12 protein-coding genes are annotated in these 14,845 nt (G+C 52.4%); 11 read left to right on the top strand and 1 reads right to left on the bottom strand.

Translation table 11 applies throughout. The features are described 5' to 3' along the window. The 9 genes from gspH (at position 1) to Y017_RS00255 (ending at position 8,745) form a co-directional block, all read left to right on the top strand. Complete coding sequence (gene gspH / locus Y017_RS00295) at positions 1-720, top strand: type II secretion system minor pseudopilin GspH (RefSeq protein ID WP_035458216.1); 720 nt, start codon at positions 1-3, stop codon at positions 718-720. Beyond that, a complete protein-coding gene (gspI, locus tag Y017_RS00290; protein WP_011588598.1) occupies positions 717-1,097 on the top strand; it encodes a type II secretion system minor pseudopilin GspI in 381 nt (126 codons plus the stop codon). The genes gspH and gspI overlap by 4 nt, the downstream gene beginning before the upstream one ends. Next, complete coding sequence (gene gspJ, locus Y017_RS00285) at positions 1,094-1,753, top strand: type II secretion system minor pseudopilin GspJ (RefSeq protein ID WP_011588599.1); 660 nt, start codon at positions 1,094-1,096, stop codon at positions 1,751-1,753. Before gspI ends, gspJ begins: the two co-directional genes overlap by 4 nt. Before the next feature lie 41 nt (positions 1,754-1,794). Further along, positions 1,795-2,817, top strand: coding sequence for a type II secretion system minor pseudopilin GspK (gene gspK, locus Y017_RS00280; protein ID WP_035458214.1), 1,023 nt, complete (start codon positions 1,795-1,797; stop codon positions 2,815-2,817). Positions 2,818-2,928: 111 nt separating this feature from the next. Continuing rightward, complete coding sequence (gene gspL / locus Y017_RS00275) at positions 2,929-4,068, top strand: type II secretion system protein GspL (RefSeq protein ID WP_011588601.1); 1,140 nt, start codon at positions 2,929-2,931, stop codon at positions 4,066-4,068. After that, entirely contained in the window at positions 4,065-4,583 is a 519-nt protein-coding gene (gene gspM / locus Y017_RS00270) for a type II secretion system protein GspM (RefSeq protein WP_011588602.1), read from the top strand. The genes gspL and gspM overlap by 4 nt, the downstream gene beginning before the upstream one ends. Before the next feature lie 482 nt (positions 4,584-5,065). After that, a complete protein-coding gene (locus tag Y017_RS00265) occupies positions 5,066-5,818 on the top strand; it encodes a DUF1461 domain-containing protein (protein WP_035458213.1) in 753 nt (250 codons plus the stop codon). 33 nt (positions 5,819-5,851) lie between these two features. Continuing rightward, the gene (locus tag Y017_RS00260; RefSeq protein WP_035458212.1) at positions 5,852-7,885 is read left to right on the top strand and encodes a PEP-utilizing enzyme; all 2,034 of its coding nucleotides are present in this window, start codon (positions 5,852-5,854) and stop codon (positions 7,883-7,885) included. A gap of 68 nt (positions 7,886-7,953) precedes the next feature. Continuing rightward, complete coding sequence (locus Y017_RS00255; RefSeq protein WP_011588605.1) at positions 7,954-8,745, top strand: DUF2189 domain-containing protein; 792 nt, start codon at positions 7,954-7,956, stop codon at positions 8,743-8,745. A gap of 71 nt (positions 8,746-8,816) precedes the next feature. Here Y017_RS00255 and metH read toward each other — a convergent pair whose 3' ends face one another. Next, positions 8,817-12,518, bottom strand: coding sequence for a methionine synthase (metH, locus tag Y017_RS00250; protein ID WP_035458211.1), 3,702 nt, complete (start codon positions 12,516-12,518; stop codon positions 8,817-8,819). A 301-nt stretch (positions 12,519-12,819) separates the two neighbouring features. Between metH and Y017_RS00245 the strand changes: the two genes are divergently transcribed. Together Y017_RS00245 and Y017_RS00240 are read left to right on the top strand one after the other, a co-directional pair. Then, positions 12,820-13,638 (top strand): mechanosensitive ion channel family protein, encoded by an 819-nt coding sequence (locus tag Y017_RS00245; RefSeq protein ID WP_035458210.1) that lies wholly within the window; start codon positions 12,820-12,822, stop codon positions 13,636-13,638. Positions 13,639-13,648: 10 nt separating this feature from the next. Next, positions 13,649-14,434, top strand: coding sequence for a YdiY family protein (locus Y017_RS00240; protein WP_011588608.1), 786 nt, complete (start codon positions 13,649-13,651; stop codon positions 14,432-14,434). Positions 14,435-14,845: the final 411 nt, after the last annotated feature.

Here is a 14,845-nt window from a genome sequence, read left to right as displayed (position 1 = left end):
ATGCGTTTGCTCCGCTCCCAGCAGTCTGGCTTCACCTTGCTGGAAATTATGGTGGTGGTGGGGCTGATTGCACTGCTGAGCGCGGTAGTGGTCAGCCAGGGTAACTGGACATCGGACGACCGGCAGCTAGAACAGGAATCTGCTCGTCTCAAGGATACCCTGGCGTTGCTCAACGAACGCAGCCTGTTTTCCGGGCAGTTATTGGCGCTACGCTTGTACCATGATGGCTGGGAGCCTCTAGCCTACGATATTGTAACCGCAGACTTTGTCCCCATCGAAGATACCGCCCTCAAGCCACGTCAAACCCCTCCGTCGCTAGAACTGGTTTGGCAGCTAAATGAACTGGCGGATGAAGAACAAGCCAGCCTTAGCCAGGTTGCTGAAAGCCTAGTCAAGCAAGACACCTCTTTGGATCTGGGTGAAGGTGTGCTCGGCGACGAGGATGATGAGAGAGCGGCATTACAGCGCAAAGAAAATCGGGGAGGCGAAGATGAGAAGGAAAAGGTATTCCCCCAGGTATTCTTTTTCCCCAGTGGCGAAGTCTCTCCGGTAACGCTATCGATACGAAGCCTTGCTGATATGGAAACAGTGCAGCGCTGGCAAGTGTCGGCCTTAGGGCAAATTTCCGACCCGGACCTACAGCAGGACGAAGATAAGGAACAGAGAAAAGAAGAATGGTTAGAGCGGCGCGCACGGATGATTGAGGAAGAACCGGAATGAAACAGCAGCGCGGTTTTACGCTTGTAGAAGTGTTGGTCGCTGTCTCCATTCTTGCTCTGGTTATGGTGGTGCTTGGTCAAACCATGGGTTCCACAGCTCGCGCCTATACCAATATTAATGAGACCCATCTCGGCTTCTTAGTTGCCTCGGATAAATTAGTGGAAATGCAGGTGTACCAACAGTGGCCGTCCACCGGTGAGTCCGATTCTACCGTCACTCGAAATGGTCGTGATTGGTGGGTCAATACCCGGGTCAGTGAAGGCCCATATCCCGATACCCGCCGGGTAGATATTGAAGTCGGCATGATGCAGGACGATGATCAAGGTCAAATGGCGTATCACCTAGCCAGTCTGATCGGGAAACCGGCCTCCGGATGATCAACATCCAGCACGCCACTAGCCGCCAGCGTTCCTTCCAGCACGGTTTTACTCTGCTGGAAATGGTTATCACCATCGCGATTTTTGCGTTTATCTATGTCTGGGTGGCAAGCTTTCTTAGTAGCGCACTGCAAGGCCGTGAGCAGCTCAAAGAAGGTGCAGATGAGATGGAGCGTAACCAGCGGGCGGTGACGTTCCTAACCCTCGACTTCGAGCAGCTAATCAACCGTCCGGTCAGGGATCCTTATGGTGACCCGCAGCCCGCCATTCTCGGCCGTGACAATTATGTTGAATTTACCCGTTTAGGATGGTCCAACCCATTTGGACTGCGTAAGCGTAGCGAAATGCAGCGTGTGGTATACGCTTTGGAAGATGACACCCTGTATCGCCGTTATTGGCCGGTGCTAGACACTAACGTGGCCACCGAGTACCAGCAGGACGTGCTAATCGACCGTGTGGAGCGCTTCACTGTACGCTATCTTGATCTCACCCCCCAAGGCGAATGGCAATGGCTGGAGTTGTGGCCAGATGTGAGCATGACGGCAGTACCCGTTTGGCAGCAACGCCTGCCAAAAAGTATTGAGGTAGAGATCGAACTAGAAAATGGCAACATTGTGCACAGGTATTACCGAACAGTGGTGAATCCATGGGGATGACGGTAAACCTGTCAGGTCGAATGACTCGAAGGCAAGGGGGCATGGCGTTGGTGATCGTGCTGCTACTGCTAGCCTTACTGACGACCATTACCGTTGAAGTGCTTTTCCGGCAAGATCGTTTCCTTACCCGCGCCGATAATCTATTGCAATGGGACAAGCGCTACCAGTACGCCATGGCAGCTGAGGTGGTTGCCCAGCAGGGTCTAATTGATGACTTGCAGGATGACCAAAAGAATAACGCCCTAGTGGATGATTGCGTTGACGAGCAGTGGGCCGTGCAATTGCCGCCAACGCCCTATGAAGATGCCATACTCAGCGCCAGCGTGCAGGACCTGCAAGGCCGTTTCAATTTGAACTGGCTCATTACCGCAGAAGGTGACAATTTTGTTCGAGACCAGGATGGTATCGACAGGCTCACCCGCCTGATCGAGCTCACCTTTCCCCAAGAAACAGACGCATCGCGGCTCGCCAACGAAATGGCCGACTGGCTAGATTCCAACAATATAGTGGACGGAGTTGAAGGGGCGGAAGATGCGGATTACCGCACCCGGCGGACTCCAAATATGCCCGCCGCGCATGAATCTGAACTGCGTGCCTTGCTCAGCTTCCAGGTAGCTAACCAGCCCCAGGACGGCATGATTTGGGGCTTGTTTACAGCTTTGCCATTGGGCACAACATTGAACGTTAATACTGCACCGCTTCAGGTACTGGATGCGGTGTTAGGTGCCACGGCGGGTGATACCGCGGCACAAGCTATTGTTAAAGAGCGGGAGCAGGAGCCGATTGACGCCATTAGCGACCTGATGCAGGTTGCTCCTTTTAGCGAAATGGATCCCGACATCAAGCAGCAGATAAGCAGCTTGCTCGGTGTCAGCAGTGAGTATTTTCAGGTTATGGTGGATGTAGAGGTCGACGGACAACTAAGTCGCCTAGTAAGCCGGCTGCGCCGCCGCAATGGTGAAGGGCAGAGCACTGAAGTATTTAGTCGGCAGGTCAGCCCATTGCTAACCCCACTCGAACCGGCATGCAATCCCTTCTACAATGTGACCCAAGGCTCGTCTTGATACACTGGACTAACGGAGCAGGCTGTTAGAAAGTGCATTAAGCGTCGGCCATGCCAGACGGACACATGCAAAGATAATAACGCGGATATAACGACCAAAGGACACAACAGCGTGGCAGAGGCTCCACTGATTTATTTAAGCGGTGCAGGGGGAACGGAACTGGATCTTGAACATCCGGTGCTGTTGCAGCGAAACCCTGCGGAACACGTCCAGGTCATGAGCCTGCGCGAAGCGCTGGAACAGTCTGCCGGCCAGACCCTCCATGTCATTGTCAGCGTAGCATTTGCCCGGCTAACCCATGTTAGCCTGAGCCGAAAACAGGCACGTCATATGCAGCGCATTCTTCCGTATTTGCTGGAAGAGCAGATGCTGGACAACCCTGAATCACTGTGGTTTGTTTCCCGCAAAGGCAGCGGTGATGACTATGAAGTGACCGCCATTGCTCGACAATTTATCGAGCAACTCAAACGGTGGGCCGCAGAACAAGACGTACTGATCACCTCCCTGCAGGTGGACGCTGAGCGGTTGCAGGGTCAAGCACCTCTGATTGCTGAGTTGGACGAAAATCAGACGCTATTAATGGCAGACCGAGATCGTTGCCTAGTGGTTGATGCTCAGCAGCGTGATGGTGTGCAGGCCCTGTTTGGCGACAGCCTCAATGAGCCTATGGTGTTATCCGGCCCAACGGCGTTTGTTGACGCCTTGCGTAACGGTTCAGGGCAGGAATTACTCACAGGCCCCTATGCCCCAAAACAAAAGAAAGGCAGTAATACAACGTTTGCTCCTTGGAAGCCACTTGGCATTCTTGCTGCATCCGTATTTGTACTGGCTCTGGTGGCCATCTGGGTGCAACAGTGGCGTTATAATCAGGCGGCCGAAGCGACTTTCGCCGATGCCCAGACGCTATTCGAGAACCTGTTCCCCGGTGATAAGGCCTCTGCGGCCCTGAGTCGCCAGTTTGAGGGCCGGCTTGCTCGCCTTGGTGGCGGTAGCAAGTCGGGGCAGGCTGATTTCTTCCCACTTCTGAGACCAGTGGCGCAAGTGTTGAAAGAGATAAACGTTGACCCCAAGCGGCTGCAATACGATCAACGTGAAAATACGCTGCTATTGGATGTTGGCGCTAAGGATTATGCCCAACTGGAACAACTTCAGAATGCGCTCAAAAAACAGGGAGCACGCGCCTCAATAGCAAATTATCGCAATAGTGCTCAGGGCGTGAGCGCGCGAATCAAGGTGGAGCAGCCGGGATGAGCAGTGCAGCAGAACTGAAGAAACTGGCGGCTCAACGTCGAGAACAGGCAGTACAGTGGTACGAAAGTAGAGAACCCCGAGAACAACACATCCTGAAAATATTGGCCGTGGTAGCGTTTGTGGTGCTGCTGTATTGGTTGCTCTGGGCTCCGTCGGTCGCGGCCAGGGATCAGGCAAAGAAGCAATTTATGGTCAATCAGCAGACGTTACAGTGGATCCAGGACAATCGCGAAGCGGTAATCGCGGCTCGGCGGAGCGATGTATCGTCAGCACAACCCAACGGCAATTGGACCGGTAACGTGAGCCGTAGTGCTGATCAGTTTGGCCTTACTTTGAAAGGCTTTTCACCGGATGGTAATCGCGCCGTGCGTATCCAGATGGAAAATCAGGCAACCTCTCAAACGGTACTTTGGCTGCAATCGCTTCAGCAGAGCGGCATACAGATAAGCAACCTTGAAATGACGCCTGGTGAGAAATCGGGTACCGCTACGGTGCGTGCGACCCTGCAGAAGTAAGCGGTAAGGCGCCACAAAAAAATGAGTTGATGGCCGTAATCGCTATACGGCCCTACGCCTATCTCTGTCGTTTAGCTGTACTAAGCAGCCGGCCTGCTCATGAGCGCAATGCCACTGCCGTCGGCTGAATCGCGGCCGGGTTAGCCTAGTCTTAGAGTAGATATAGTGACATGGGCATCTTGGGATCAACGGGATGTGGGACATGACTCAGTGGTCAACAGTAGCGTTAGCCCTGTTCCCATAATAACGATTCAGGTGCAAGCTTAGCGTTTGCAGCTCATTGTGAGACGCTGGCGTTACCGTCTTTTCACTAACGAATCAGTGTTGCTCTGTGCTGCACTGTACCCCTATAGAGTCGTCACTATAGATTGATTGGCAACCCGTCAGGGAGCAAATACCCTCGAAAGAAAATTAAGGCTATAACAGCGATCGCATGTGGCTGGGTACTCTGTTTATTATGCTGTTATTGTTATGAGGGTGTTATGAACCAAACCGGTCGATCAAATCTGATCGCAGCCACGGCTATGTGGTTTGTCTATGCGGTCACGATCGTTATGCTGGCCGTAATACTGTGTTGGGCGCTTTATAGTCAGGTAAATTATGGTTATCGGTTCTGGTACCAAACTCTGGGTATTGGTAGCCATATACAAGTCTATGGTCCTCAGAATCGTTTTAACGCTGGCTTTGAACAGCTGCCCGCCGAGAAACACGTGGAAGCTTTTGAACAAATCCGTGATGCGGTCCATAACGGTGGCATGGGGCTGGCTGATATCGACTACCAACCACCAGGCAAAGAGCCACGCCCTTTGTTACACCATGCGGAAGTTCAGCACTTGCAGGATGTGGCTGATTTTATTGATAGAGGCCGCATACTTTTCTTCGTATTGCTGGCGCTCTGGTTACCTTTAGCCTGTCTAAATGTCAGGCTGAAATCACCACCGATACGGTGGCGCCTTGGCATTACTGTTTTCACTCTAGGGGCTATGTTAGCGTGGTTGTTGATTGCCGGCCCGACCCAGGTTTTCTATCAGTTTCACCTCTGGATCTTTCCCGCTGACCATCAGTGGTTTTTCTATTGGCAAGATTCGCTGATGAGTACATTGATGAAAGCGCCGGTTTTATTCGGTGGCATTGCAATGGTAATCGCTTTGGGAGCATTACTGCTCACGCCAGTTCTTTACTGGTTCGGTTTGTGGGGAGCGCGCATAGTGCTTCAGCACCCAGCAGATAACTGACAAACGATCGGCAAAACAAATAAGAAACGGCTAATGAGCATTGAAGTACTGACTGCGGATATTGAGGGCGGCGAAAACTTGCAGCGTTGGGCTGCCATGGGCTTACCTATTCCGCCAAGTTGGCGCATTAGTCGTCAAGTTATAACAGGCAATTCTGTTCAGTCGTTGACGCAACAGCTTGCTACCTTGGCACACATGTTTTCAGGCGACCGTTACTGGGTGTTGCAACAAGGGCCAATGAATCCGGAGTCACGTCGAGAAAGCCTATTAAATCTGGATTCAGATGAAGCGCTCGCTGCGGCACTTCAACGCATTTTCCAGCGTGTTTCTGGGCCAGATCATGTGGTGATTCAAGCGTTACCAAAACAACACGCTGCCGGCGTGCTATTTACCCGACACCCTTTGCGCCAAGATCTACCGCATATGGTGGTTGAAGGAGTCGTAGGTGGTAACAGTGAACGTCAGCGGCTTATTTTCGATGAAAATGACCGGTTGGTGTATGCCCCTGAGGCTCAATTGCCTTTAAACCAACAGGTCGGTGAAGCCCTTTTTTGTCGGCTTCACCGTCAGCTTAAAGATAATTTTAAACATCCACAGGCTGGAGAGTGGGTTTTTGATGGTGAGCAACTATGGCTGTTGCAAACCCTTCCTGTAGGTTCGCTCTCTGTACCCAAAGAAGCCTGGGCCCGCCGGGCTGGGGTAGGGCTTTTCAATCAGGTGGAAACTCCTCTGTGGTATACCCTGGCCGGGCGATGGTTAAAAGCCGGCTTCTGGGAACCGCTAGTAGAAAGTGCCGGGTGGAAAGGGCTCGCCAAGGTTGAACCTTACCGGCGTCAACATAGCCATATTTACACCAATTGTGCGTTCTTTCGTGAGCTTCAGCGCGAACACCCAGGGGCCGCACGATTTGTGCCACCAGCATGGCAATCTCTGGAATGTGACCCTGCATCTGCTCCACAAACGGTAGGCTCCTCATTTTCTAAGAGCATTAACCAATGGCGGCAGAGCTGGATCTTGTTGCAGCTGTCACTGAATGTGCAGAAGTGGAAGCAACCAGAGGTAACCCGTGAGGGCCTATGGCGCGCTTTTATGCGCCTTGATGCCATGGGAGAGTCCCTTAGCCGCGTAGAAGGTGAGCTTGCCTACCTAAGGCTGGCAGATGCATTGGTCGATTATCGTGCGCCTCTGCCTTTGACGTTGCTGGTTACGCCTACTGAACTTCGGGCCCTGCAATCCCTGGTGGCTGGCGAGGTGGATTCGGTACGTGATACAGCATTACGACCGGGTGTTGATCCTGTCCATGCCCCCTTGAATGAGGGGCCGGCTCAAGCGTCTACACTTAATAGATTGCAACAACCGGGAATCGTTAGCGACGCCCCGTTGGCGCAACTCTCAGATGCGGACGAGCAGGCATTTAAAATGGCACGAACCGCTCGCGGGCTGCGTTTTGCTATTGGTAATCGTCTACGGCAACTACTTCGTTCCATGGCGGCTATTGCGGTTGAGCAAGGGACGCTACAACACCTTGATGATATTCATTTTCTGTACTTTGATGAGCTTTGGCAGCTGTGGATGGGATCAGCATTGCCTGCCAGCGCCAATAAAGCTGTGATCGGTGATCGTAAACTGCGTTACCTTGATGATGGCCTACAGGGAGCGCCGGACTGGAAGATGGACCAAGTAGGGTACGGTTTTGGCGGCGGACAGCGTCTTAGCCCTCTATTACGTGGGCTGACGCTGGTGCCTGGTTCTGCTGAAGGTGCCATTCGCCGTGTGTGCAGTGCCTGGTGCCTTAACAAGGTACAGCCTGGCGACATTGTTGTGGTAGATGAGGTCGATCCCGCTTGGTTGCCCTGGCTGGTACAAGCAGCAGGGCTGGTGATTGCCCAACAGGACCCTGCTAACGGCGCGGCTAGCTTGGCTGTGACATATGGGATTCCCGCTATTTGGGGCGCCAGCGACGTGATGCATAGTGTTCAGGATGCGCTGCAGGGCACTCTAGACGCGACCCATGGCAAGCTTGCCATGGCGTCGGATATGAATAACGATGACGTTACTGTGCAGTAACCTGGGTAGGCCGAGAAGCTCGCCTAGGTAAGTGGTTGTTTTCCTTTTAAAGGTGAGAGGTGAGAGCCGTGCCCCAACCCCCGACCCAAGAAGAAGATACCCGGCCATTTGTGGCTCCATGCCACAGCATTGATAACACCGCACCGCTGCGTTGGTTGCGCAAAGGGTGGCGCGACTTTCTTAATGCACCGGGGCCAAGCCTGCTCTATGGCGCGATAATGGTCTTTATCAGCTACCTAATTAGTGCCGCGACCTGGTGGTTCGGCAATATGGGCCTGTATCTTGGCCTACTTTCAGGCTTTGTGTTCTTGGGGCCGCTACTCGCACTCAATCTTTACGCCATTAGTATCCAGTTGCAACAAGGCCGCCAACCAAGCCTGTCAGAAAGTCTGAAGCAGGCACGTTCATGCTTGGGGGATGCCCTGACCTTTACGGTCATTCTGGTGGTGGTATTTTTGGTGTGGGCCAGGGCCGCTAATTTGATCTATATCTTTTACCCGGTGAACGAGTGGCATTTGGAAAATGTGCTGCTTTTTTTTGGAGTCGGCAGTAGCGTAGGAGCGTTATTTTGCGCCATCGTTTTCACGGTTAGTGCCTTTTCGTTGCCCATGATTATGGATCGCAAGACCGATATGGTCACGGGGGTTATCACGAGTACAAATGCGGTATTACGGAATAAGCTACCTCTATTTATCTGGGCCAGCTTGATTGGGGGTTGCCTATTGGTCGGGCTGTTAACAGCATATCTAGGTTTATTGGTGCTACTACCGGTACTTGGCTTTGCTACCTGGCATGCTTACCGAGAGGTGATCGACGCAGAGGAATGGGAACCGCGATTTGAGTTGCCCAAAGAAGATTGAAATTTGACTGATAACACCACTACAGGGTCCGCCATGTGGCGGACCGATGCGGTGGTGTGCGGTCAGTAGACTTAATTTTCGTCCATGTACCCGAGCAGATGGGGCACCATTCGCTCGATTTCTTTGCGAGACATGCCTTTACGTGCCGCGTAATCATCCATTTGATCTTTCGCCAGCTTACCCGTGCCGAAATATTTAGCCTCTGGGTGTGAAAAGTACCACCCAGATACCGCCGCAGTTGGGAGCATGGCGTAGCTTTCCGTGAGTGTCATCCCGGCGTGGGTTTCAGGATCAAGCAACTCCCACAACAGGGCTTTCTCTGTGTGATCAGGGCAGGCGGGGTAGCCTGGAGCAGGGCGGATGCCTTGGTATTTCTCGCTGATCATGTCCTGATTGCTCAGTGCTTCATCACTGGCGTAACCCCAGTAATCTTTACGCACTTTTTCATGTAGACGCTCGGCAAACGCTTCGGCTAGTCGATCCGCTAAGGCTTTAAGCATGATGGCGGAATAGTCATCGTGGTCCGCTTCGAATCGGGCCACATGCTCGTCGATGCCAATGCCTGCGGTTACTGCAAAACCGCCTAGCCAGTCGGTGAGCCCGGTTTCCTTGGGGGCGATAAAGTCACTCAAGCAGTAATCAGGCTTGTTGTTCTTGCTCCGATCCAACTGTTGGCGAAGATGGTGGAGGGTCATGAAGGCCTCACTATCACCGGGATTACGGTATAGTTCGATATCATCCATTTTAGAGTTGGCAGGCCAAAAACCTATTACCCCGCGGGCAGTTAGCCACTTTTCTTCAACTATTTTATCAAGCATTTCCCGGGCATCACGGTAGAGCTTTGTCGCTTCAACACCAACCACTTCATCTTCCAGAATGCGTGGAAACTTGCCAGCCAATTCCCAGGCGCGGAAAAAAGGAGTCCAGTCGATCCGCTGAACCAGATCCTCCAGTGGGTAATCATCTAAAACCTTCAAACCTTTAACTTTCGGTTCGTGAGGTGTGTAATCGCTCCAGTCGGGTTGAAAACGGTGCTCCCTTGCCTGGTCAATGGAGATTAAACTGCGGTCCACTTGCTGTTGCTGACGTCGAACACGGAGCGTCTCGTAGGTTTCTTTGATTTCGGCAACATATTCCGGCTTAGCGGTCTTGGATAGCAACTTGGACGCCACGCCTACCGCACGGGATGCATCCGCCACGTGCACTACGGCCTGGTCGTAGGCTGGGTCTATTTTTACTGCAGTATGAATGCGGCTGGTAGTCGCCCCACCGATCATCAGCGGTAGGTCCATGCCCAAGCGCTGCATTTCGCTGGCCACATGGACCATTTCTTCCAGTGACGGCGTGATTAGCCCGGACAGGCCAATGATATCGACCTTCTCTTCTTTCGCAGTCTCAAGGATCTTCTCGCAGGGCACCATCACGCCCATATCCACTACGTCGTAGCCGTTGCACTGTAGCACCACACCAACAATGTTCTTGCCAATGTCATGTACGTCACCTTTCACGGTGGCCATCAAGATTTTGCCGTTCGCTTCATCTTGGGTGCCCATTTCTTCTTTTTCTTTTTCCATAAAAGGCAACAGGTAAGCCACAGCCTTCTTCATGACCCGGGCGGATTTCACCACCTGGGGGAGAAACATCTTGCCTTCGCCGAACAGGTCACCAACCACGTTCATGCCGTCCATGAGAGGGCCTTCAATCACATGGAGTGGACGCGTAGCGTTCTGACGGGCCAGCTCGGTATCTTCTTCCACATAATCAGCAACGCCTTTGACTAAGGCGTGCTCAAGGCGCTTTTCTACTTCCCACTCACGCCAGGCAAGATCTTCTTTCTTAACTTTTTCGGCACCGCTACCTCGGTATTTTTCTGCCAAGTCCAGCAACACTTCGGTGGCGTCTTCATTGCGATTAAGGACGACATCTTCAACCGCGTTGCGCAATTCTTCTGGGATATCGGCATAAATAGCAAGCATGGTAGGGTTAACGATACCCATGTCCATGCCATTCTTGATGGCATAGTAGAGGAACACCGCGTGAATCGCCTCGCGGACGGTATCGTTCCCTCGGAACGAAAAGCTCACATTGGACACCCCGCCGGAAATCATCGCGTGGGGTAGAGTGCGTTTGATGTCAGCCACCGCTTCGATGAAATCCACGGCATAGTTATTGTGCTCTTCAATGCCCGTCGCGATAGCAAAGATGTTGGGGTCGAAGATGATGTCTTCAGCCGGAAAGTTCACTTCCTCAGTGAGCAGCTTGTATGCACGGGTGCAGATCTCCACCTTACGCTCACGGGTATCTGCCTGGCCCTCCTCATCGAAAGCCATGACAATAACCGCCGCACCATAGCGGCGCAGTAATCGAGCTTGATGAAGAAAGGCAGCCTCGCCTTCCTTCATTGAAATGGAATTCACCACTCCCTTGCCTTGTATGCACTTCAGGCCAGCTTCGATCACCTCCCATTTGGAGGAATCGATCATGATCGGCACTTTGGAAATTTCCGGCTCTGAGGCCACAAGGTTGAGGAATTTCACCATGCACTCAGCGGACTCCAGCATCCCTTCGTCCATGTTGATATCGATGATCTGGGCGCCGTTTTCTACCTGATCGCGAGCCACGTCCAAGGCTGCATCGTAATCCTCTTCTTTGATCAGGCGCAGAAAACGCTTGGAGCCGGTCACATTGGTTCGTTCGCCTACATTTACAAACAGGGAGTCCTTGGCGATTGTGCAGGGTTCTAGACCGGAAAGGCGACAAGCCACTTCAATCTCAGGTAACGGGCGTGGCGCCAGCCCTTCAACTGCTTTGGCCATGGCGTCGATGTGCTCTGGTGTAGTACCGCAGCAGCCACCAATTATGTTCAGGAAACCTTTCTCAGCCCAAGCGCGGACCTCTTTAGCCATGGTGGCAGGGTCCAGGTCGTATTCGCCCATTTCGTTAGGCAAGCCCGCATTAGGGTGAGCAGACACGTAGGTCTCGGAGATACGCGAGAGCTCTTCTATATAGGGGCGCAGCTCCATGGGGCCCAGTGCACAATTGAGGCCGAAGCTGATCGGGCGAGCATGGCGTAGGGAGTTGTAGAACGCTTCAGTAGTTTGCCCCGTGAGGGTACGGCCAGACGCATCGGTGATCGTCCCGGACACCATCACCGGCAAGTCCAAGTTGTTTTCGTAGCAATACTGATCCACCGCAAAGACTGCGGCCTTAGCATTCAAAGTGTCGAAAATGGTTTCGATTAGGACCATATCGATACCGCCTTCTACCAACCCATCCAAAGCTTCTAGGTATGCCTCTACCAAGGCATCAAAATGGGTATTGCGGTAGCCGGGATCATTCACATCGGGACTAATACTGGCCGTACGGTTAGTGGGGCCAAGCACTCCGGCCACATAGCGAGGCTTATCCGTGGTGGATGCTTCGTCTGCCGCTTCGCGGGCAACGCGAGCGGAGGCCACATTAATCTCACGGGCCAGATCTTGCATGTCGTAATCGGCCATGGCGATAGACGTGGAGTTGAACGAGTTGGTCTCGATGATATCCGCGCCAGCATCAAGGTAGCCTTTGTGCAACGCTTTGATCCGCTCAGGCTGGGTCATGCTGAGCAGGTCATTGTTCCCCTTCAGATCGCTAGGCCAATCAGCAAATCGGGCACCACGAAACTCTTCTTCAGTGAATTTGCAACGCTGAATCATTGTGCCCATGCCGCCATCAAGAATCAGAATCCGTTCTTTAAGTTGGGCAGTGAGTTGAGCACGCGAGTTCTGTGACATTGATGGCTCCAGCAAAGGCGGGAAATTGGGGCGTGCATTATACCGGGGCAAGGGCCAGATACCCAATCTGTGGTGCCTTATCCGGGAAAAGACCATGATAAAGCCGGCTCAACCCCCTTCGAGACTGGCCATGCGGACTATTTACTTTCATTATTGAGCAGGCTGGGTCCAGGGTTGGCAGGTTGGCCTTTGAATCTGGCAGATGAAATCTTTGTAAAAACCTGTATGCCAGCAGCTTTCGCACTTGGGCTTGCTGTAGGAATGGGCATAATTGCGCATCACTGGATGAGGAGTACGCTTAATGGATCAATATCTGTCGCAACTAGAAACCTTTGCCAATGAAAACTTGGTGCCCTATGCCTGGAGCATTGCCGCCGCACTGGTAATTTTCATTGTTGGTAGCTGGGTGGTTGCTCGGCTAAGTCACTGGGTGCAAAAACTACTAAACAAACGAATGGATGAAACGGTCGCCACCTTCTTAGGGCGCATTGTTCATATCTTGTTATTTGTTTTCGTTGTTATTGCTTCTTTGGATCAGCTTGGCATTGAAACGACCTCACTAGTTGCCATTTTGGGTGCTGCCGGCTTGGCTGTTGGCTTGGCATTGAAAGACTCTCTGGGTAACTTTGCTGCCGGCGTGATGCTTATCCTGTTCAAGCCGTTCCGCGTGGGCCATTACGTTGAAGCAGGGGGAACTTCTGGTACCGTTAAAGAAATCCGCATTTTCGCAACCATCATGAACAGCCCGGACAATAAAGTAGTTACTGTCCCTAACGGCGCAATCATGTCCGGTAATATCGTCAATTACTCCGAAAAACCGACCCGCCGTGTGGATATGGTCTTCGGTGTTGCCTACGATGCTGATCTTTCTGTGGTGAAAAAGGTGCTTGAAGAGATTCTTGCTGCGGATGAGCGTGTTCTGAAGGATCCAGCTCCAACTATTGTGGTAGGTGAGCTGGCGGATAGCTCAGTTAATTTCCTATGCCGCCCCTGGGTAAATAGCGCGGATTACTGGCCAGTTCTGTGGGACACCACAGAAGCGGCGAAACTTCGCTTTGACGAAGCAGGGATTGGCATTCCGTTCCCACAGATGGACGTACATCTAGACAAAAATGACTAAGGAGTTATTCATGCGCAGTAAGACAATCGCTGCCATGCTGCTAACCGCCGGACTTCCGGCGGTTTCTGTAGCTGCGCAAGACGCAGCTGCCGATAAGGGTAGTGAAGTTAGCAAATGGTCTGGCGACATTGGTGTCGGGCTGCTATTCAAGCGCGGTAACACCAATTCCGACTCTACCAATGCCAATGTCAACATGGCCCGGGACAGCGAGAAATGGCGGCATACATTCAAGGCTGATGCCAATAACGAGAAGGAAGAAGATCCTGATACGGAAGAATATAACCGTACGGATGAGAACTACTTCGCTTCCTACAAGTTGGACCGCAAACTCGGTGAAGATGCCAAGAACTACCTGTTCAATGTGCTGACCTACCAAAAAGATAATTTTTCGGGTTATCACTACGAAGCCAGTTATGCCATCGGTGTGGGGCGTCGGTGGGTCGATTCGGATCGGCAGACTCTGGATGCGGAAATCGGTCCAGGTTATCGAATAAAGTGTTTGGAGCCTCAGGACAGCTATATGAGCTGCCACGACTCCGAAGAGAATGCCATCGCACGCGTCGGTATCAAGTATGAGCTTAAGGTAAGCGACAACACCACCTTCAAGGAAGATCTTTCCACAGAGGTTGGTGGTGATGGAGCGGATACCCGGGCGGAAACCTCTCTGACCACGGCAATCAACTCCCGTTTCGCGTTACGTCTACGCCATCTGCTTGAGAGCGACTCTTCGGCACCTGCGGGAACCAATGAAACGGACCATACCTTTTCTGTAGGCGTGGTTTACTCACTTCTGTAGCACCGTTCTAAGCGTTAGAAAAACGCCAACTCCGGTTGTTTTTTGCTCGCCACGGATTAAAAAGAAATGAGTAGGGCGGCGGTACAATGTTGATTGCGATCAAGTAACGCAGCAACCGTACTGCCGCCATATCAAATGCTACGTTTGATATGGCGGGGAATATTTATCCCCAGCCATGCCGTTTCTCAGCCCCTGAATTAGCCTCAGCTAACCCCAAGCCAAGTTACGAATATCGGTGTAACCGCCACCAACCCCGTGATGCACGCTGTCATGCATCTACCCTTGGGTATTCGAACCTGAGTTTTATTCTAAGTTGCGCTCTTGACTGAGGTGCTATTGAGACGGCGGCGGTGTGCACCGAGACGCTGAAGATTTTTTCCTCTATTCCCGCCTCAGGCACTGTGAGTTCAC

The organism is Alcanivorax sp. 97CO-5 (assembly GCF_000524665.1).
Taxonomy (GTDB): domain Bacteria; phylum Pseudomonadota; class Gammaproteobacteria; order Pseudomonadales; family Alcanivoracaceae; genus Alcanivorax; species Alcanivorax borkumensis.
Note: the sequence above shows the minus strand (reverse complement) of the source record. Positions and strands in the feature narration are given on the sequence as shown.